We start from the raw sequence: 20191 nt of genomic DNA, 5'->3' as shown, positions 1-20191 counted from the left end.
CGCCGCTCCTTTGCTTTTGGCGCATGTTTCAGTGCGTGCTGACTTATTTTTCACGTGGGCACTACGGTTCCATTTCTTTACGAGTTCCGAACCCTGCGAACCTTAACTCGTCGCAGTGTTTTGGAGACTCAATCGTGAAGCTGCTTTCATTTTCCGCCATTCGTTCGATTCAATTGAAGATCGCCCTGATCGCCGGCCTCTGCCTGGCGGTGACCTGCATCGTACTGATCGGCTACGGCCTGTTCTCGACGCAGAGCATGAACCAGTACGTGACTCACGAGGTCATGCAGCTGGTCGACCATCAGACCAAGGAGAGCCTCATGAATCGGGCCTCCACCGAAGCCAACGCCATCAAGGCCGAGCTGGAGGTGGGGTTTGATGCGGCGCGCACCACTGCGCATGCCTTCGCGACGCTGGCCGACGAGAAGACCGGCACGCCCATCGCGGCGCGGCGGACCCAGTTCAACGCACTCCTGCGCCACGTGCTCGAGCTCAACCCAGCCTTCAACGGCACCTACTCGGCCTGGGAGCCCGGCGCGCTGGATGGCGATGATGCGGCATTCAAGGGCCGCAAGGAGGCGGGCTCGGACAATACCGGTCGCTTCCTGCCCTATTGGACACGCAACGCCAGCGGCGCCATCGCCGTTCAGCCGCTCGTCGAGTACGACAGCAGCGAGCGGCATCCCAATGGCCTCGTGAAGGGCGCCTGGTACATCAACCCGAACACCACGGGTAAGGAAAACATCCTGGGCCCGTTGCCCTACATCGTTCAAGGCAAGGCCGTCTTCCTCGCGACCATGTCGGTACCGGTCATGATCGACGGCAAATTCCGCGGTGTCGCCGGCGCCGACTACAATCTCGATTTCGTGCAGAAGCTGGCCGTCAAGATCAACGGCTCGCTGTTCGAGGGCAAGGGCAAGGTCGCGATCCTCAACGATACCGGCCTGATCGTCGCCAACAGCGCCAACCAGGACGTGATCGGCAAGAACGCGTCGGAAGCCGACCCGCGCTGGAGTGAGAGCCTCGCCATCGTCAAGTCTGGCAAGGGCACGGTGCAGGACGATCCCAAGTTTGCCAACATCGACATCTATGCGCCGATCCGCTTCGGGCTCACCGAGAACGCCTGGTCGGTCGTGATCTCGATCCCCCGCGAGGTGGTGCTGGCGTCCGCACGGCAACTCGATGCCTCGCTCAGTGCCCGCGCGACCTCCAACACGTTCTGGCAGCTCGGTGTCGGTCTCGTTATCGTGCTTGCGGCGATCTTCCTGATCTCGTTTGCCGCACGCAAGATCGCGCGGCCGATCCAGGATTGCGCGAATTTCGCCGACGGCATCGCCAAGGGCGATTTCAATCAGCAGCTCGAGATCGAGCAGGCCGACGAGGTCGGCACGCTGGCGACGTCGCTCAAGTCGATGCAGGGCGACATCAAGCGCGGCATCGAGCAGCGCGCCCAGGACCAGGCGACGGCCGATCGCGAGCGCCGGCGCACGATGAACGAGCTGGCCGACAGCTTCGAAGCCTCGGTCGGCGGTATCGTGGAGACGGTGTCGGCCGCATCCGGTGCGCTGGAATCCTCGGCCGGAACGCTCACCTCGACCGCCGAACGGGCGCAGCAGCTCACCAGGGTCGTCGCTGCTGCGTCCGACCAGGCATCGGGCAATGTGCAGTCGGTGGCCTCGGCGACCGAGGAGATGGCCTCCTCGATCGGCGAGATCAGCCGTCAGGTGCAGGAATCCGCGCGGATGGCGAGCGACGCCGTCGGCCAGGCCCGCGCCACCACCGAGCGCGTCAGCGAGCTCTCCAGGGCGGCCGCCCGCATCGGCGACGTCGTCGAGCTGATCAACACGATTGCCGGCCAGACCAACCTCCTGGCGCTGAACGCGACCATCGAGGCGGCGCGCGCAGGTGAAGCCGGCCGCGGCTTCGCCGTGGTCGCCTCCGAGGTGAAGGCGCTGGCCGAGCAGACGGCGAAGGCGACCGGTGAGATCGGCCAGCAGATCTCCGGCATTCAGGTTGCGACCAACGACTCGGTCGGCGCGATCAAGGAGATCTCCTCGAGCATCGAGCGCCTGTCGGAGATCTCTTCGGCCATTGCCGCTGCCGTGGAAGAGCAGGGTGCGGCGACACAGGAGATCGCCCGCAACGTGCAGCAGGCAGCGCAGGGCACCCAGCAGGTCTCCTCCAACATCACCGACGTGCAGCATGGCGCGACCGAGACCGGGACGGCCTCCTCGCAGGTGCTGTCGGCGGCGCAGATGCTGTCGAACGACTCGGGCCGGCTGAAGAGCGAGGTCAGCAAGTTCCTGACCAACGTCCGCGCGGCGTAAGCCAAGTTGCAGCCAACTCCGTCATCCCGAGGTGCGATCCCCGGGGCGCACTTGCGCACCGGGGTGAGCATCGAAGGACGGGCGGTTCCGATGCAGCCGGGCCGTCGCCCTTCGAGGGCCGCTGAATAAGCGGCCACGTCCAGGGACAACGGCTTTGCCGTTGCGCGGGGGTGACGGGGACGCAGTTTATGCGGCATCCTTCCTTCCCCCTCGCATAGCTGCGATGCTTATTCCGCAGCGCGGTAGCACGGAAGTGAATGGCGCGCCTTCGCTTGGCATTGGCGCTGTCGCCGGTGCTCAGGTAAAGGGGAAAGAGGATCCCCGTGGGGGCGGATTCCGTATCCCTGCTTGACCTGGAATTGCCTGGCGAATGATTGCTCTGGTCCGTATTGCCCTGAGCCGACCCTATACGTTTGTCGTGCTCGCGCTCCTGCTCCTGATCATCGGGCCGCTCGCAGCGCTGCGGACGCCGACCGACATCTTTCCCGAAATCCGCATCCCCGTGATCGGCGTGGTCTGGCAGTACACCGGCCTGCCGCCGGATCAGATGTCCGGCCGCATCACCACGCCGTTCCAGCGCTCGTTGACGACCACGGTCAACGACATCGAGCACATCGTCGCCAATTCCTATAACGGCTTCGGCATCGTCAAGATCTTCTTCCAGCCAACGGTCGACATCCGCACCGCCAACGCGCAGGTCACCGCGATCTCGCAGACGCTCTTGAAGCAGTTGCCGCCCGGTGCGACGCCGCCCTTGATCCTGAACTACTCGGCCTCGACCGTGCCGATCATCCAGGTGGCGCTGTCGGGCGACGGCCTGACCGAGCAGAACCTCGCCGACATCGGCATCAACAATCTGCGGACCCCGCTGGTCACCGTCCCGGGCGCTGCGATCCCGTATCCGTTCGGCGGCAAGCAGCGCCAGGTCCAGATCGACCTCGACCCGACCGCGCTCCAGGCCCGCGGCCTGTCCGGCCAGGACGTCGCCAATGCGCTGGCAGCCCAGAACCTGATCACGCCGGTCGGCACCCAGAAGATCGGCACCTTCGAATACAACATCCAGCTCAACAACTCGCCGCTCAAGATCGACGAGCTCGGCAATCTGCCGATCAAGACCGTCAACGGCGCGATGGTCTATGTGCGCGATGTCGCAACCGTCAGAGACGGCAACCCGCCGCAGACCAACATCGTCCATGTCGACGGCAACCGTTCGGTGCTGATGATGGTGCTGAAGGCGGGCGCAACCTCGACGCTCGATATCATCGCCGGCATCAAGCAGAAGGTGATTGACGTCAAGGACCAGCTGCCGGATGCGCTGAAGATCGGCTTCATCGGCGACCAGTCGGTGTTTGTCCGCGGCGCGATCCAGGGTGTCGCCTTTGAAGGCGTGATCGCGGCGCTGCTCACGAGCGTCATGATCCTGCTGTTCCTCGGCAGCTGGCGCTCGACCATCATCATCGCGGTCTCGATCCCGCTCTCCGTGCTCGGCGCCATCATCATGCTCTCGGCGATCGGCGAGACGCTGAATATCATGACGCTCGGCGGTCTCGCGCTCGCCGTCGGTATCCTCGTCGACGACGCCACCGTCACCATCGAGAACATCAACTACCACCTCGAGCAGGGCAAGCCGGTCGAGCAGTCGATCCTCGATGGCGCCAACCAGATCGTGACGCCGGCCTTCGTGTCGCTGCTCTGCATCTGTATCGTGTTCGTGCCGATGTTCTTCCTCACCGGCGTCGCGCGCTTCCTGTTCGTGCCGATGGCCGAGGCCGTGATGTTCGCCATGATGTGGTCGTTCATCCTGTCGCGCACGCTGGTGCCGACCATGGCGAACTATTTGCTGCACCCGCATGTCCATCACGAGGGCGAGCCGCCGAAGTCGCGCAATCCACTGGTCTGGTTCCAGCGCGGCTTCGAGGCGCGGTTCGAGCGCATTCGCGGCGGCTATCATAATTTCCTCGGGCTTGCGCTCGCACACCGCCCGGTGTTCGTGATCGGCTTCCTCTGCGTGGTCGGCGCGTCCTTCGCCCTGGTGCCATTCCTGGGGCGCAACTTCTTCCCCGCGGTCGATGCCGGCAACATCCTGATGCATGTCCGCACCCAGGTTGGCACCCGTGTCGAGGAGACCGCCAACCAACTCGCCGACGTGCAGAAGGCGGTCCGCAAGTTGATCCCCGGCGAGATCGAGACGTTGACCGACAACATCGGCATGCCGATCTCCGGCATCAACATGACCTACAACAACACCGGCGTGATCGGCCCGCAGGACGGCGACATCCAGATCAAGCTGAAGGAAGGCCACAAGCCGACCGAAGAGCACGTGAAGGTTCTGCGTGAGCAATTGCCGCGGCTGTTCCCGGGCGTCAGCTTCTCGTTCCTGCCGGCCGACATCGTCAGCCAGATCCTGAATTTCGGCGCGCCCGCGCCGATCGACCTCCAGATTCGCGGCGCCAATATCAGCGCCAATTTCGCCTACGCCAACAACCTGCTGGCAAAGGTCCGGCGCATTCCGGGCGTTGCAGATGCGCGCATTCAGCAATCGCCGAGCAACCCGACCTTCAACATCGATGTCGACCGTACCCGCGCGCAATATGTCGGCCTGACCGAGCGCGACGTCACTAACAGCCTCGTGGTGAACCTTGCGGGCTCATCGCAGGTCGCGCCGACCTATTACCTCAATCCGGACAACGGCGTTTCCTACTCCATCGTGATGCAGACGCCGCAATACCAGATCGACTCGCTCAGCGCGCTGCAGACGCTGCCGATCACGGCAACCGGCAATGCGCAGTCGCCGATCCTGGGCGGCATCGCCGACATCAAGCGCTCGGTCTCGAGCGCGGTGGTGTCGCAATACGATATCCAGTCGATGGTGCAGATCTTTGCCACGACGTCGGGCCGCGATCTCGGCGCGGTGTCCAACGATATCCGCCAACTCATCGCCGACACCGCCAAGGAGGTGCCGAAGGGCTCCTCTGTCGTTCTGCTCGGTCAGGTGCAGACCATGAACAGCGCCTTCACCGGCCTGCTGTTCGGCCTGCTCGGGGCCGTCGTGCTGATCTACCTCCTGATCGTCGTCAACTTCCAGTCCTGGTCCGATCCGTTCGTGATTATCACCGCGCTGCCGGCCGCACTCGCCGGCATCGTCTGGATGCTGTTCACGACGCAGACCACGCTGTCGGTCCCGGCGCTCACGGGGGCCATCATGTGCATGGGTGTTGCCACCGCCAACAGCGTGCTCGTGATCTCCTTTGCCCGTGAGCGCTATGAGGAACTCGGCGATCCCATCGCAGCCGCGCTCGAAGCCGGCTTCGTCCGGTTCCGCCCGGTGCTGATGACCGCGCTCGCCATGATCATCGGCATGGCGCCGATGGCCCTGGGGCTGGGCGAGGGCGGCGAGCAGAACGCGCCGCTCGGCCGCGCCGTGATCGGCGGCCTGATCTTTGCAACCTTCGCCACGCTGATGTTTGTTCCCGTGGTGTTCAGTATGGTACACAAGAAACAAGGCGCCAAAGCCGCCGCCCCATTGGAGACCGCGCATGTCGCCCACTGAACCCCGCTCCCCGGTGTCGCACCGGAAACTGGGCATTTTCGGCGTGGTGGCGCTGATTGCGGCAGGCCTCGTCGTGGGCACCGGCATTCGTGCCCGCGAGGAACAGGACTCCAAGCTGAAGGAATGGACCGATGATCAGGCGGTTCCCAGCGTCGCGGTGACCCTGCCCAACGCCAAGGCTCTCAATTCCACCCTCGATCTGCCAGGCCGGCTGGAAGCCTATTCCCGCGCGCCGATCTTCGCGCGCGTCTCGGGTTACCTGAAGAGCTGGAGCGCCGACATCGGCGCACGCGTCAAGGCCGGGCAGGTGATTGCCGAGATCGAGGCGCCTGACCTCGACCAGCAGCTGTTGCAAGCCCGCGCCGATCTCGCCAGCCAGCAGGCCAGCGCCAGGCTGTCGGAGGCAACGCTGAACCGCCGCAAGACGCTGGTCGCCTCCAATTTCGTCTCCGCGCAGGAAATCGACGAGCGCACCGCCGATCTCTCCAACAAGAACGCGGCTGTCCATTCCGGGCAGGCCAATGTTGAACGCCTTGAAGCGCTGGCCGGCTACAAGAAGATCACCGTGCCATTCGATGGCGTCGTCACCGCGCGCGACACCGACGTCGGCGCGCTGATCAACGCGGGTGGCGGCTCGGGCCCGGCGATGTTCGTCGTCTCCGACATCACCAAGCTGCGCGTCTACGTCAACGTGCCCCAGAATTACGTGCCGGCGATCAAGATCGGCGCCAAGGCCACCATCGTGCTGCCGGAGTATCCGAACCGGACCTTCCAGGCGACGGTGGAGGCATCCTCGCAGGCCGTCGACGTCGCCTCGGGCACCACGCGCATGCAGCTTGGGCTCGACAATTCGAGTGGTGAGCTGATGCCCGGCGGCTACGCCAGCGTGAAGCTGAACCTCCAGCGCGACTCCGCGCCGCTGAGCATTCCCGCCAGCGCCCTGATCTTCAATGGCAGCGGCCTGCGTGTCGCAACCGTCGGTGCGGACGACAAGGTGCTGTTCAAGACCGTGACCATCGCCCGCGATCTCGGCCGCGAGATCGAGCTCGCCTCGGGGATCGCAGCCGATGACCGAGTCATCACCGCCCCGCCGGACGGTCTCTCCGATGGCGATGCGGTCCGCGTGGTCGGCGCCGGTGCCAAGGGCAAGCCGGCCACGGCGTCAGAGAAGCAGCCGCCGAAGAGCTAAGGGCGGTCTCGTAGGGTGGGTTAGCGAAGCGTAACCCGCCTCTTCTCGTGCCGCGACAAAGTTGGTGGGTTACGCTTCGCTAACCCACCCTGCGAAAATTAAGCCACCCGCCACTCCGGCACGCCATCCGCAGCCATCGTGATCCCGCCGAGCGAGCCGACCGGCGTGCGCTCCATGTTGAGCAAATGCGCCAGCGTCGCCGAATCGCTCGCCGGAATCCGCCCCAGCGTACGCCGGTCGTCCTCCGTCCGCAGCATCACCACGCCGTGCTCGACATCGCCGCCTCGGCCATAGAGCACCGTAAAGCTCTCGACCTTGCCCTTGCCTGAGGCCTCCGTCACGAACTCCGGCACCGCGCGCTTGTTGCGGTCTGCGTCCGCCTGCACGCTCGTCTCCTGCGCAAGCGCTTCGCGCGGCGGAGCCTTCGACACCACCAGTGCGTGATGCTTGGTGACGAAGCCGCCCTGCCCATAGAGCAGGCCGAGCTTGGCGCCGCCGCGCACCCGCCGCACCATCGCGCAGGCCGCGTGCGTCATGTAGGTATTGAGCGGCGCGCCGAAGAAGGTGAGGCCGCCGGTCACGGTCGGCTGCACGTCGGCGTCGAGGCCTAATGTCCGCCGCGCCATCTTGGGCACGCAGGGGAAGCAGCTGTAGAGCTCGATCGCGTCGAATTTTTTGCCGTCGCCACCAGCGAGATCCATCACGCTGTTGAGCACCGCATTCTGTGGATGGCTCTCGTAAAACTGATCGCGCAGGAGATAGTCGCGCGACTCCTCTGCCGAGGCGCCGCCGAGCGGATAGACCAGCTTGTGCTCGGCAATGCCAGCCGCACGCGCCTTGGCAAGGCTGGTGAGCAGCAACGCGCCGCCCATGTTGACGCTGGGATTGGCGACCATAAGCTTGTTGTAGGGCCACGCGATCAGGCGGTTGTCCGCGGTCGGCGTTATGATCTCGTCCGGCGCATAGCGCCGCTTCAGCCAGGCATTTGGATTTTGCGCGGCGGCCTCCGAATAGCGCGACCACAGCGTGCCTGATTCCGCCATCGCCTCGCGCGGCGTCTGGCCCCAATGCGCCGACGATGCTGCCTCGTAGAACGGGTAGACCGTGACGGGCCGGAACACGCCGAGCTTCACCGCCAGCGGCTTCTGGAATGCCGCGCCGCGCTTGGGCTCCTCGACATCATGTGCGAACGGCGTCCATGGCAGCTTGGCGCCGGCGCGCTCGGCCTTGGTTGCAGTCGACTGCGCTTCGGCACCGCAGACCGCGGCGACGCTGCATTCGCTGCGCGCGATGCGCTTTGCTGCCTCGTGGATGTAGCGGATCGGACTCTCGCCGCCGACCGGGCCGTAATAGCAATGCGCCGGTTGAACGTCGAGGCGCTCAGCCAGCAGTTTCTCGGGATCGCGATAGCGCCAGCTCAGGAAATTGACGACGTCGAGCGATTGCACCTCGCCGAGCAGCTTTGCGCCCGCATCTTGTTCTGCGCGCCGCAATGCCTGCTCGAGCAGATCGAGCGGCTCGAGACCGGCGGTGATTTCCTCGGGGCGGTCGACGATCTCGCCGATGCCGACGATGACGGGGATGCGGTCTTCGGGGATGGTGGTCTTGTCGGTCATGGCCTCAATTCACGATGTCAGTTGGCTTGTCATTGCGAGCGTAGCGAAGCAATCCAGAATCCTTCCGCGGCGGCAGTCTGGATTGCTTCGCTACGCTCGCAATGACGTTGTGGTTGTCACTCCGCCACCAGCGCATTCATGTGCTCGACGGCTTCGGCGAACTCTTCCTTGAACTCCTGCACGACCGCTCCCGCCGACTTCACGCTGTCGATCAGGCCGACGCCCTGTCCGACGAAATAGCTGACGAGATCGCGCGCCTTGGCATTGCCGCTCGCGGCCGCACGGTCGATCGCGTGGAAGGCGTCGCGGCTGATGATGCTTTGCAGCGGCATCGGCAGCGCGCCGGGGCTGTCCGGCGCGCGGTCCCACGCATCGGTCCAGACCGAGCGGAGCTGCCGCGCCGGCTTTCCGGTACGGCCCTTCGAGCGGATCGCATCGCGCGAAGACGCCGCGATCATCTTTTCGCGAAAAATCTCCGTGGTCTCGGCCTCGACGGTGGCGAGCCATACCGAGCCGGTCCATGCACCGGCCGCGCCCATCGCCATGCAGGCCGCCATCTGCCGGCCCGTCATGATGCCGCCGGCCGCCAGCACCGGCACGTCGCGGATATTCTTGATCGCCTTGATCACCTCGGGCACCAGCACCATGGTCGAGACCTCGCCGCAATGGCCGCCGGCCTCGGTGCCCTGCACCACGAGAATGTCGACGCCGGCCGCGACCTGGCGCAGTGCATGTTCCTTGGCGCCGACGAGCGCTGCGACCGGTACGCCGTGGGTCTTGCCCATCTCGATCATCGCCTTCGGCGGTACGCCCAGCGCATTGGCGATCAAGCGGATCGGATGATTGAAGGAGACTTCGAGCAGCTGAAGCGCCGTCTTGGCGTCGAACGGCTGCGGCTGGTTGTCGGCCACTTCAGTGGTCGTCAGCTCGATGTCGTATTTTTTCAGGAGGTCGCGCGTGTACTTGCGGTGCTCCTGCGGCACGCGCGCCTCGAGGCTCTTCCAGGTGACGTCCTTCTCGCCAGAAGTCGAGATGTTCTCGGGGATCAGCACGTCGATGCCGTAAGGTTTGCCATCGACGTGGTCGTCGATCCATGTCAGCTCGCGCTCAAGCGTATCCGGCGTGTGCACGGTGGCACCTAACACGCCAAATCCGCCGGCGCGGCTGACGGCGGCAACGACGTCGCGGCAATGGCTGAAGGCGAGCAGCGGGAACTCGATGCCCAGCATGTCGCAGATCGGCGATTTCATGGCTCTCTCCCGGCGGCCCTCGCGTTGCTGTTGTTGTTGTCCCGGCGAAGGTTCCTCGACGCTAGCTCATCGTCGCCCGCGATGCCATTCCGGATTCGGCCGCGCATCTTGCGTGCAGACGCCACGCGCAGAGTAAGCCATTCCGCTGCACAAAATAAGCAGACCAGAGCCCGCCGATTTGCCCCTTGCGCTTTCGTGGACGCGAGAGAATGCTGGCCCACAACAACAGAAAACAATCAGGGAGTGTCATCGATGTCGCCAGCGCAATCGAGCCCAGCCCAGACCAGCGAAGCCTACGACGTCGTCATCGTCGGCGCAGGCTTTGCCGGCATGTATATGCTGCATCGTCTGCGCGGGCTGGGTTTCTCGGCACGTGTCTACGAGCAGGGCGATGGCGTCGGCGGCACCTGGTACTGGAACCGCTATCCCGGTGCGCGCTGCGATGTCGAGAGCATGCAGTATTCCTATTCGTTCTCGGAAGAGCTTCAGCAGGAATGGGACTGGAGCGAGCGCTACGCGCCGCAAGCAGAGATCCTGAAATACGCCAATCACGTCGCCGACCGTTTCGATCTGCGTCGCGACATCCAGTTCAACACCCGCGTCGAGCGCGCCGCGTTCGACGAGGGCGAGAAAAGCTGGTCGGTGACGACCTCCGACGGCAGGACGGTCGGTGCTCAGTTTGTCGTGCTCGCCACCGGCTGCCTCTCCAACGCGCGCAAGCCCGATATCAACGGCCTCGAAAATTTCAGGGGGCCCGTCTACCACACTGGCAACTGGCCGCACGAGCCCGTGGACTTCACGGGCCTGCGCGTCGGCCTCATCGGTACGGGATCATCAGGCATCCAGTCGACCCCCGTCATTGCCGAACAAGCAAAACATCTCACTGTGTTTCAGCGCACCGCAAATTTCTCGATTCCCGCCCGCAACGCCGCGCTCACCGACGAGGAGCGGAGTGCGTTCCGCAACAACTATCCGGAGGTCCGCCGCTTCGCCCGCGAAGTCGCGCGCAACGGCATCTATGCCGAGCAACCCGATCGTGGCGCGCTCGACGATGGTGATGACATCAGGAGTGGCAAATATGCGGCCCGCTGGGAGCGCGGCGGGCTCACCTTCTTGTATGTCTACAACAATCTCGGCCTCGAGCTGTCAGCCAACGACACCGCGGCAAATTTCGTGCGCGGTAAGATCGCCGAGATCGTGAGGGATCCCGACACCGCAAAACTGCTCCAGCCGAACAGCCATCCGATCGGCACCAAGCGCATCTGCATCGACACCGACTACTTCGCGACCTTCAACCGGCCGAACGTTTCACTGGTCGACATCAAGACCAGTCCGATCGAGGAGATCACCGCGAACGCCGTCCGCGTCGCTGGCGTGGACCACGAGGTCGACGCACTGGTGATGGCGACCGGCTTCGATGCCATGACCGGATCGGTCGCGAAGATCGATATCCGTGGCCGCGGCGGGCAAACGTTGAACCAGAAATGGGCGGAAGGCCCAAAGACCTATCTTGGCCTGATGAGCGCGGGTTTTCCGAACCTCTTCATCATCACCGGGCCCGGCAGCCCGTCAGTGCTCTCGAACATGATCGTGTCGATCGAGCAGCATGTCGACTGGATCGCCGACTGTCTCGCCCACATGCGCAAGCAGGGCCTTGCCACGATGGAGGCGGACGGGGAGGCCGAGGAGAAATGGGTGGCGCATGTCAACGAGGTCGCCCACGGCACGCTCTATCCGCAGGCCAATTCCTGGTACATGGGCGCCAACATCCCCGGCAAGCCGCGCATCTTCATGCCCTATATCGGCGGCGTCGGCGTCTACCGGCGGATCTGCAACGAGGTCGCGGCGAAGGGATATGAGGGATTCGTGATGGAGACCGAGGCCCGGTCGCGCAGGGCGATGTCAGGCTAGCTCCGCCCAACATTTCGGCGCTACTGTCTGGCGAAACGTAATTATTCGGTAAGCCCCCTCCATTACAACGAAGGCGCGCAGGCGCGGAATGACTATCTGGAATGGAGAGTGCGATGGCTTGGTTCAACAACATGTCTGTTGGGCGCAAGCTGCTGCTCACATTTTCGGCAGTCGTGCTGCTGGTCGTCGTGCTCGGCGGCTTCGCGCTGAAATCGCTGTCCGACCTGCATGGCGCCGCCCGTGAACTGTCCGGCAACTGGCTCCCCAGCGTCGATAAGGCGAGGGGCCTGCAATACCAGATCGCCCGCATCCGGACCAACCAGCTCTCGGTGCTGATGGCCAAGGATGGCGATCGCGAGGAGATTCGCCAGACCCTGCGCAAGATCGAGCAGACCGTGACCGACAGCCTCAAATCCTACGAGGCATTCGTGACCTCGCCGGAGGAGCAGGCGGCGCTGAAGCGCCTCAGCGGGCACTACGCCACTTTCCTGGAATCGGACAAGGCGCTGGACATGCTGGCCAGCAATCCCGAAGGCGCCCGCGAAAGCTTCTTCGCCGGCAGAAACCAGTTTCGCGAACTGCTCGAGGACGCCGACAAGCTCGTGAAGGTCAACACCGACGGCGCCGGCCGTTCCGTCGCCACGGCGGAATGGACCTACGACAATGCCCGCACCGTCATTGGGGTCGTGTTGCTGGTCACGATGGCGCTCGCGGCCGCGGCCGGCTTCGTGCTGCGTTCGGCCATCGGCAAGCCGCTGCTGGCGCTCGACAAGGCGATGGGCCGGCTCGCCCAGAACGACACCACGACCGAAGTGCCGGCGACGGCGCGGCGCGACGAGGTCGGCGCCATGGCCCGCGCCGTGCTTGTCTTCAAGGAGGGCATGATTGCGGCCGATCAGATGCGCGCGCGCCAGGAGGAAGAGCGGCAGGCCAAGGAGCGGCATGCCGCCTACATCATGGGGCTGGCGCAGGACTTCGATGCGGCGGCAAGCTCCGCCATCGGCGGCGTCGCCGATGCGGCGAGCCGCATGCAGGCGACCGCCGGCGGCCTGTCGTCCACGGTCGGCCAGACCGGCGAGCAGGCCATGACGGTGGCTGCGGCCGCGCAGCAGGCCTCGGCGAACGTGCAGACCGTGGCCTCCGCCGCCGAGGAGCTGACCTCCTCGATCCACGAGATTTCCCGGCAGGTCGCGCTCGCCTCGCAGGTCAGCCACAAGGCGGTGGACCAGGCCAACCGCACCAACGACATCGTCGGCGGCCTTCAGCAGGCGGCGCGCCGGATCGGCGAGGTGATCGATCTGATCAACCAGATCGCCAGCCAGACCAATCTGCTCGCGCTGAACGCGACCATCGAGGCCGCCCGGGCCGGCGATGCCGGCCGGGGTTTTGCCGTCGTCGCCAACGAGGTGAAGAGCCTGGCCGCGCAGACCTCGCGCGCGACCGACGAGATCGGCCAGCAGATCGCTTCGGTGCAGCAGGCGACCGCGCAGGCGGTCGATGCGATCACCGCGATCGGCAGCACCATCCAGGAGATCAGCCAGATCTCGACTACAGTCGCCTCGGCCGTGGAAGAGCAGGGCGCGGCCACGCAGGCCATCGCCCGCAGCGCTGAACAGGCCTCCGCCGGCACCGGCACGGTGACCCAGAACATCGAGGGGGTGAGCCAGTCGGCGCGCTCCGGCGGCGGCGCCGCGCAGGAGATGCTGTCCGCAGCCACCTCGCTGTCGCATGAGGCCGACCAGATGCGCTCCCTGGTCCAGGACTTCCTCGGCAAGGTCAAGGCTGCATGACGCGGCCTTGAGGCCCGCGCCGGACGCAGGGCCGGCAGGGCTTGTCATCGGCCGTTGGCGGGCTAATTAATGCAGGCGCATCTTTCCGCCGGAGCCCCCGCATGACCGACGCCCCCGCCTACGTGCCGCCCAAAGTCTGGACCTGGAACAAGGAGAATGGCGGGCAGTTCGCCAGCATCAACCGCCCGATCGCCGGCCCCACCCACGACAAGGAGCTGCCGGTGGGCAACCATCCCTTCCAGCTCTATTCGCTGGCGACGCCGAACGGGGTGAAGGTCACCGTGATGCTGGAGGAGCTGCTGGCGCTCGGCCACAAGGGCGCCGAATACGACGCCTGGCTGATCAGGATCGGCAATGGCGACCAGTTCGGCAGCGGTTTTGTCGACATCAATCCCAACTCGAAAATCCCGGCGCTGATGGACCGCTCGGGTCCGGAGCCGATCCGGGTGTTCGAATCCGGCTCGATCCTGTTCTACCTCGCCGAGAAGTTCGGTGCCTTCCTGCCGAAAGACATCAAGGCCCGCACCGAAGCGATGTCCTGGCTGTTCTGGCAGATGGGCAGTGCGCCCTATCTCGGCGGCGGCTTCGGCCATTTCTACGCCTACGCGCCGACCAAGATCGAATACGCCATCGACCGCTTCGCGATGGAGACCAAGCGCCAGCTCGACGTGCTCGACCGCCGCCTCGCCGATAACGAGTATCTTGCGGGCAAGGACTACACCATCGCCGATATCGCGGTGTGGCCCTGGTACGGCGCGCTCGCCAAGGGCCTGGTCTACGGTGCCGGCGAATTCCTGTCGGTGCAGGACTACAAGAACGTGCAGCGCTGGACCGACCAGATCGCACAGCGCCCCGCCGTGAAGCGCGGCCGCATGGTCAACCGCGTCTCCGGCGATCCCGCCAGCCAGCTCCACGAGCGGCACGATGCCAGCGATTTCGAAACGAAGACGCAGGATAAGGTCGCGCCCGCGACGTAAGTAGGTAGGGTGGATTAGCGAGCGGACTGCGCGAAGCGCGGTCCGTTTGCGTAATCCACCATCCGTCCGTGCATTCGGCGGATTACGCTTCGCTAATCCGCCCTACGGCTCCTTCGCCCCCTCCGCAGCCGGAAACACCACGCGATCGTCCGTGCGGCAATAACGGTCGGCGAACATGCGGCCGATCGGGTGATAGCGGTCCATGTGCACCCGCATCGCCTTGTCGTCCCACAGCTCGTCGCGGATATGGAAGTGGAGGCCTTCGCCCATGATCAGGCGGCGATCGTCGTTGACGTCGATCAGCTTCCAGAGCTTGCACTCCATCGCCCAGGGCGTGTCGGCGAGCCTGGGCACCGCGATCTTGCTTGAGGGTGCGAGTTTCAAACCGAGATAATCGGGCTCGCCGATATCAGGCGGAAAGTCACCGCTCGACTCATGCATGGCTTTCGCCAGCGGCTCGTCGGCAATGTTGACCACGAACTCGCCGGTGCGCTGGATGTTGAGGAAGGTGTCCTTGTCCTGGCCGTTGGACTTGCGGTTCGCCGCGAACATGCACAGCGGCGGATCCTCGCAGAAGGCGTTGAAGAAGCTGAACGGGGCGGCGTTGACCACGCCTGATGGACCGATCGAGGTCACCCACGCGATCGGCCGTGGCAGGATGAAGGACGTCAGCACCTTGTAGCGCTCGCGTGGCGTCAGGTCGCTGGCGGCGTAGTCCATGGCGGCTCCTGTGTGGGTCTTCCCCTCTCCCCGCAAGCGGGGAGAGGGGAAAAGAGAGAAGGTGGTTCACGCCATGCTCAGCTCGTGCCGTCCCACCACCATCCAGTGCACCTCGTCCGGACCGTCGGCAAAGCGCAGGTGACGCACGTCCTGATACATCTCGGCGAGCGGCGTCCAGTGCGAGATGCCGGTGGCGCCGTGCATCTGGATCGACTGGTCGATGATCTTGCAGGCGCGCTCGGGCACCATGGCCTTGACCATGGAGACCCAGACGCGGGCCTCCTTGTTGCCAAGCACGTCCATGGCCTTCGCCGCCTTCAGCACCATCAGCCGCATCGCCTCGATCTCGCAGCGCGCCTGCGCGATGATCTGCATGTTGCCGCCGAGATGGGCGATCTTCTTGCCGAAGGCTTCGCGGGTGAGACCACGCTGCACCATCAGGTCGAGCGCCTTCTCGGCCTTGCCGATGGTGCGCATGCAGTGATGGATGCGGCCGGGGCCAAGACGAAGCTGCGAGATTTCGAAACCGCGGCCCTCGCCGAGCAGCATGTTCTCCTTCGGCACCCGCACATTGTTGAAGCGCATGTGCATGTGGCCGCGCGGCGCGTGGTCCTGGCCGAACACGTACATGGGGCCGAGCACCTCGACGCCGGGCGTGTCGCGCGGCACCAGGATCTGCGACTGCTGCTTGCTGGGCGCTGCGTCCGGATTGGTCTTCACCATCACGATGAGGATCTTGCAGCGGGGGTCGCCGACGCCGGAGATGTAGTACTTCTCGCCGTTGATGACCCATTCGTCGCCGACCAGCTTTGCCGTGGTCGAGATGTTCTTGGCATCGGAGGAGGCGACGTTCGGCTCGGTCATCACATAGGCCGAGCGGATCTCGCCGTTCATCAGCGGCTTCAGCCACTTCTCCTTCTGCTCCTTGGTGCCGACGCGCTCCAGCACTTCCATGTTGCCGGTGTCGGGCGCCGAGCAGTTCATGGTCTCGGACGCCAGCGGGCTCTTGCCGAGTTCGGAGGCGATATAGGCATAGTCGAGATTCTTCAGGCCCTGGCCGGTCTCGTCGTCGGGCAGGAAGAAGTTCCAGAGGCCTTCCTTCTTGGCCTTGTTCTTGGCGACCTCGAGCACCTCGAGCTGCTTCGGCGTAAAGCTCCAGCGGTCTTGCTTGCCTTCGCCGGCCTTGGCGAATTCGATCGACATCGGCTCGACGGTGTCGCGGATGAACTTCCTGACATGATCGTAGAGCGGCCGGACCTGGTCCGACATCCGGAGGTCGTTGAGCTCGTCGCCGGGATTGAGGGTGTAGTTGGTGGTGCGGGGAATATAGGCGTGCTTTGTCATTGTTCCTCCCGGGGTCACTGAGATCGCGCTGGGCCGGAGAATAGTCGCAGCGCGCGCAAAGCGCGAGCGCGCATTTCCTCAGGCGACCCATGCCATGTGATGGAATATCGCGAGGGCGTTTGAAATGTTGTTTGAATGGCGCCGAAGCATCGGCCTGCCCGTGCGCCAATCTCCGCTGTCATCGCCCGATTTAATCGGGCGATCCAGTACTCCGTGACGCCAATGATTCACGGAGAAGCCGCGGCGTACTGGATTCCCCGCTTTCGCGGGGAATGACAGGGGTGGCTGTGGCTAGCCTAGTTCGGCATCCGGTGCATTGCGCAGATCTTGTTGCCGTCGAGGTCGCGCAGATAAGCGAGATAGAGCTTGTTCCCCGCGCCCTCGCGGATGCCGGGCGGATTCTCGATCGGCGTTCCGCCGGCGGCGATGCCGGCGGCGTGCCATTTGTCGACCTGCTCAGGCGAGTTGGCGGCAAAGCCGATCGTGCCGCCGTTGGCGCAAGTCGCAGGCTCGCCGTTGATCGGCTTGGTCACCGAGAACACGCCGGTCTTGGTGAAGTAGAAGATGCGGTGGCCATCGACCTTGGCCGGGCGCACCTCGAGCGTGTTGAGCAGGTTGTCGTAAAAGGCCTTGGCCTTGTCGAGGTCGTTAGTGCCGATCATGATGTGCGAGAACATTTGCCCATTCCCCTCAGAGTTTGTAGCCCGGATCGAGCGTAGCGAAATCCGGGTCTTGCTTGCTGCTGAAAATCCCGGATTACGCTTCGCTCGATCCGGGCTACGAGACTCAAAATGCCGTATACCCGCCGTCGATCACGAACGTGTCCGCGGTGTGATAGGACGACGCCTTGCTCATGAGATACACGGCGATGCCGCCGAAATCGGATGGCTCGCCGAAGCGGCGCTGCGGAATCCGCGGCATCACATTGGCGACGAATTTCTCGTTGCCCATGATGCCCGCGGTCATGTCGCTCTTGATCCAGCCGGGCAGGATCGCGTTCGCAGTGACGCCATGGCGCGCGAGCTCGACGCCGAGCGCGCGCACCAGCGCATTGATCGCGGCTTTCGTCGCGGCATAGTGCTCGTTGCGCGCGGTGCCGAAGATCGAAGCGAGGCTCGAGGTCGCGACCAGCCGGCCGAACGGATCGCCGGCACTGGCGCGGTCGACCATGTCGCGGGCGGCGGCCTGGAATGAATGAAATACACCGTCGAGATTGGTCGCGAACATCGAGCTCCATTCCTCTTCGGTGCGCTCGATGAAGGAACGCCTTCCGCCGCCGCCGATGCCGGCATTGGCAAAGCAGCCGTCGACCCGGCCGAAGGTGTCGATCGTTGCTTTCATCGCTGCGTTCACCGAGGCCGGATCGGTGACGTCGCAGACGCGGCTATCGACCTTGCCGGAGAGGCCCGCCATGCTCGCGGCAGCAGCCTTGTTCTTGTCAGCATTGCGGCCCCAGATCGAGACGTTGCAGCCCTGGCCGGCGAGCGCCTGCGCGATGCCGAGCCCGATACCGCCGTTGCCGCCGGTGATCACGGCGACGCGGCCGGAGAGGTCGAAAAGGTTCATGGCGCGTTTCCTGTTCTTGGCACGACATGCGTCAGCCGGTGCGCGCAAGATCATGCGATATGACGGTGGGGTATGCTTTTGCCACCATGGACAAGCCCGCGCCAAAAATCAAATATGCGCCGCGGCAAAACCAATTCCGGTCTGCGAAACATCGCTAGGACCAACTGACGAGGAAACCATGCAGTTCAAACACGTCATGCTCGATTTCGATGGTTCGGTCGCGATCCTCAAGCTCGACCATCAGGAGGTGATGAACGCGGTCTCCATGGACATGCTGGGCGGGCTTGCGGAGGCGCTCGACGCGATCGAGGAGAAGAAGGACGAGGTGCGCTGCATCGTGCTGACCGGCGCCGGACGGGCGTTCTGCACCGGCGCGAATCTCCAGGGCCGCAACAACCAGTCGAAGAAGACCAAGGCCGGCCTGACGCTGGAGACCGGCTTTCATCCCTTCCTGCGCCGCATTCGCAATCTGCACTGCCCCATCATCACCGCGGTCAATGGGCCGGCGGCGGGTGCCGGCATGAGCTTCGCGCTGCTCGGCGACATGATTTTGTGCGCGCGCTCGTCCTATTTCTTGCAGGCCTTCCGCCGCATCGGCCTCGTGCCGGATTGCGGCTCGACCTGGCTGCTGCCGCGCCTGGTCGGCCGGGCCCGCTCGATCGAATTGTCGCTGATGGGCGAGCGCTTGCCAGCCGAGAAGGCGCTCGAATGGGGCCTCGTCAACCGCGTCTACGATGATGGCGTGCTGATGGAGGAGGCGATGAAGCTCGCGCGCGACCTCGCCAGCGGTCCGACGGTGGCGCTGTCGCTGATCCGCAAGCTCTATTGGGACAGCCCGGAAAACTCCTTCGAGGATCAGCTCAATCTCGAATTCCAGTGCCAACTCCGGGCCGGCGACACCCAGGACTTCCGCGAGGGCGTCGGGGCGTTCCTGGAGAAGCGGCCCGCGCAGTTCAAGGGCAAATGATCGAGGCGGAGCTTTCCCGCAGCGTTCAGCGCTGGTGTCCCGGAGCGACCGGCGTCACCGGCGCGGCAAGGCTGTCCGGTGGCGCCAGCCAGGAAACCTGGCGTTTCGACATCGTGCATCCCGACGGTGCGATCGGCGCGATCCTGCGCCGCTCGCCGAAGGGCTATGGCGCTGCGCCGACGCGGGCGGCAGGCCTCGACGCTGAAGCGCAACTGATGCAGCTCGCCTTCGAGGCCGGCGTGCCGTCGCCGCGCGTGATGCATGTGCTCACGCCGGATGACGATCTCGGCACCGGCTTCATCATGCAGCGCGTCGAGGGCGAGACCATCGCCCGCAAGATCCTCCGTGATGACGAGTTTGCAGCGGCGCGGCCACGCCTCGCACGGCAGATCGGCGGCGTGCTCGCTGGCCTGCACAAGCTGCCGCAGGACATATTGCCTGAGCTGCGCAGCAGGTCGGCGACCCAGGAGATCTCCGAGTTCGATCGCGACTATCGCAGCCTGAACTGGCCAAAGCCCGTGTTCGAGTTGGCGCTGCGCTGGCTCCGCGACCACGATCCCGGCCCGTCGGCCGAGACGACGCTGGTGCATGGCGATTTCCGCAACGGCAATCTCATCATCGGCGCCGACGGCGTCCGTGCCGTGCTCGACTGGGAACTTGCCCATCTCGGCGACCCCATGGAGGATCTCGGCTGGGTCTGCGTCAACTCCTGGCGCTTTGGTGAGATCGACAAGCCCGTCGGCGGTTTCGGCTCGCGCGAGGAGATGTTCGCCGGCTACGAGGCGGCCGGCCGCAAGGTCGATGCAGAGCGCGTCAAATTCTGGGAAGTGATGGGCACGCTGCGCTGGGGCATCATGTGCGGCGGCATGATGCAGCGCTTTCGCGAGGGCCCGGATCATTCGATGGAGCGCGCCATGATCGGCCGCCGCGCCTCCGAAACCGAGATCGATCTGTTGCGCCTGCTGGCGCCGCGTGGGAGCTGAC

Annotated in this window: 14 protein-coding genes; 8 read left to right on the top strand and 6 right to left on the bottom strand. The window is 64.6% G+C overall.

Annotated features, from left to right (window positions below; genetic code table 11):
* Positions 1 to 134: 134 nt before the first annotated feature.
* From AC1RR3_RS05740 to AC1RR3_RS05730, 3 genes are all read left to right on the top strand, one after another.
* Positions 135 to 2327, top strand: a complete 2193-nt coding sequence (locus AC1RR3_RS05740; protein ID WP_492820254.1) for a methyl-accepting chemotaxis protein — start codon at positions 135 to 137, stop codon at positions 2325 to 2327.
* Positions 2328 to 2697: 370 nt separating this feature from the next.
* A complete protein-coding gene (locus AC1RR3_RS05735; protein WP_492820252.1) occupies positions 2698 to 5877 on the top strand; it encodes an efflux RND transporter permease subunit in 3180 nt (1059 codons plus the stop codon).
* Positions 5864 to 7066, top strand: a complete 1203-nt coding sequence (locus AC1RR3_RS05730) for an efflux RND transporter periplasmic adaptor subunit (RefSeq protein ID WP_492820250.1) — start codon at positions 5864 to 5866, stop codon at positions 7064 to 7066. Before AC1RR3_RS05735 ends, AC1RR3_RS05730 begins: the two co-directional genes overlap by 14 nt.
* Positions 7067 to 7164: 98 nt before the next feature.
* Here the strand turns inward: AC1RR3_RS05730 and AC1RR3_RS05725 are convergent, their stop codons facing one another.
* Together AC1RR3_RS05725 and AC1RR3_RS05720 are read right to left on the bottom strand one after the other, a co-directional pair.
* Positions 7165 to 8682 (bottom strand): acetyl-CoA acetyltransferase, encoded by a 1518-nt coding sequence (locus AC1RR3_RS05725; RefSeq protein WP_492820248.1) that lies wholly within the window; start codon positions 8680 to 8682, stop codon positions 7165 to 7167.
* A 116-nt stretch (positions 8683 to 8798) separates the two neighbouring features.
* A complete protein-coding gene (locus AC1RR3_RS05720) occupies positions 8799 to 9932 on the bottom strand; it encodes a nitronate monooxygenase (protein WP_492820245.1) in 1134 nt (377 codons plus the stop codon).
* A gap of 252 nt (positions 9933 to 10184) precedes the next feature.
* Between AC1RR3_RS05720 and AC1RR3_RS05715 the strand changes: the two genes are divergently transcribed.
* The 3 genes from AC1RR3_RS05715 (at position 10185) to yghU (ending at position 14610) form a co-directional block, all read left to right on the top strand.
* The gene (locus AC1RR3_RS05715; protein WP_492820243.1) at positions 10185 to 11843 is read left to right on the top strand and encodes a flavin-containing monooxygenase; all 1659 of its coding nucleotides are present in this window, start codon (positions 10185 to 10187) and stop codon (positions 11841 to 11843) included.
* A gap of 113 nt (positions 11844 to 11956) precedes the next feature.
* Positions 11957 to 13633 (top strand): methyl-accepting chemotaxis protein, encoded by a 1677-nt coding sequence (locus tag AC1RR3_RS05710; RefSeq protein WP_492820241.1) that lies wholly within the window; start codon positions 11957 to 11959, stop codon positions 13631 to 13633.
* Positions 13634 to 13734: 101 nt separating this feature from the next.
* A complete protein-coding gene (gene yghU, locus AC1RR3_RS05705; RefSeq protein ID WP_492820239.1) occupies positions 13735 to 14610 on the top strand; it encodes a glutathione-dependent disulfide-bond oxidoreductase in 876 nt (291 codons plus the stop codon).
* A 102-nt stretch (positions 14611 to 14712) separates the two neighbouring features.
* Here yghU and AC1RR3_RS05700 read toward each other — a convergent pair whose 3' ends face one another.
* The 4 genes from AC1RR3_RS05700 to AC1RR3_RS05685 form a co-directional block, all read right to left on the bottom strand.
* Positions 14713 to 15330 (bottom strand): flavin reductase family protein, encoded by a 618-nt coding sequence (locus tag AC1RR3_RS05700; protein WP_492820237.1) that lies wholly within the window; start codon positions 15328 to 15330, stop codon positions 14713 to 14715.
* A gap of 66 nt (positions 15331 to 15396) precedes the next feature.
* Positions 15397 to 16674, bottom strand: coding sequence for an acyl-CoA dehydrogenase family protein (locus AC1RR3_RS05695; RefSeq protein WP_014496881.1), 1278 nt, complete (start codon positions 16672 to 16674; stop codon positions 15397 to 15399).
* Between the two features lie 296 nt (positions 16675 to 16970).
* Positions 16971 to 17351 (bottom strand): VOC family protein, encoded by a 381-nt coding sequence (locus tag AC1RR3_RS05690; RefSeq protein WP_008138639.1) that lies wholly within the window; start codon positions 17349 to 17351, stop codon positions 16971 to 16973.
* Between the two features lie 109 nt (positions 17352 to 17460).
* Positions 17461 to 18240: an SDR family NAD(P)-dependent oxidoreductase gene (locus AC1RR3_RS05685; protein ID WP_492820234.1), complete on the bottom strand. Its 780-nt coding sequence runs from the start codon at positions 18238 to 18240 to the stop codon at positions 17461 to 17463.
* Positions 18241 to 18418: 178 nt separating this feature from the next.
* On the opposite strand from AC1RR3_RS05685, the gene AC1RR3_RS05680 reads away from it, so the two are divergent.
* On the top strand, positions 18419 to 19207 hold the full coding sequence (locus tag AC1RR3_RS05680) for an enoyl-CoA hydratase/isomerase (protein WP_492820232.1): 789 nt from the start codon (positions 18419 to 18421) through the stop codon (positions 19205 to 19207).
* On the top strand, positions 19204 to 20190 hold the full coding sequence (locus AC1RR3_RS05675) for a phosphotransferase family protein (protein ID WP_492820230.1): 987 nt from the start codon (positions 19204 to 19206) through the stop codon (positions 20188 to 20190). Before AC1RR3_RS05680 ends, AC1RR3_RS05675 begins: the two co-directional genes overlap by 4 nt.
* Position 20191: the final 1 nt, after the last annotated feature.

Source organism: Bradyrhizobium sp. GW821-FHT13H05, from assembly GCF_058804065.1.
Note: the sequence above shows the minus strand (reverse complement) of the source record. Positions and strands in the feature narration are given on the sequence as shown.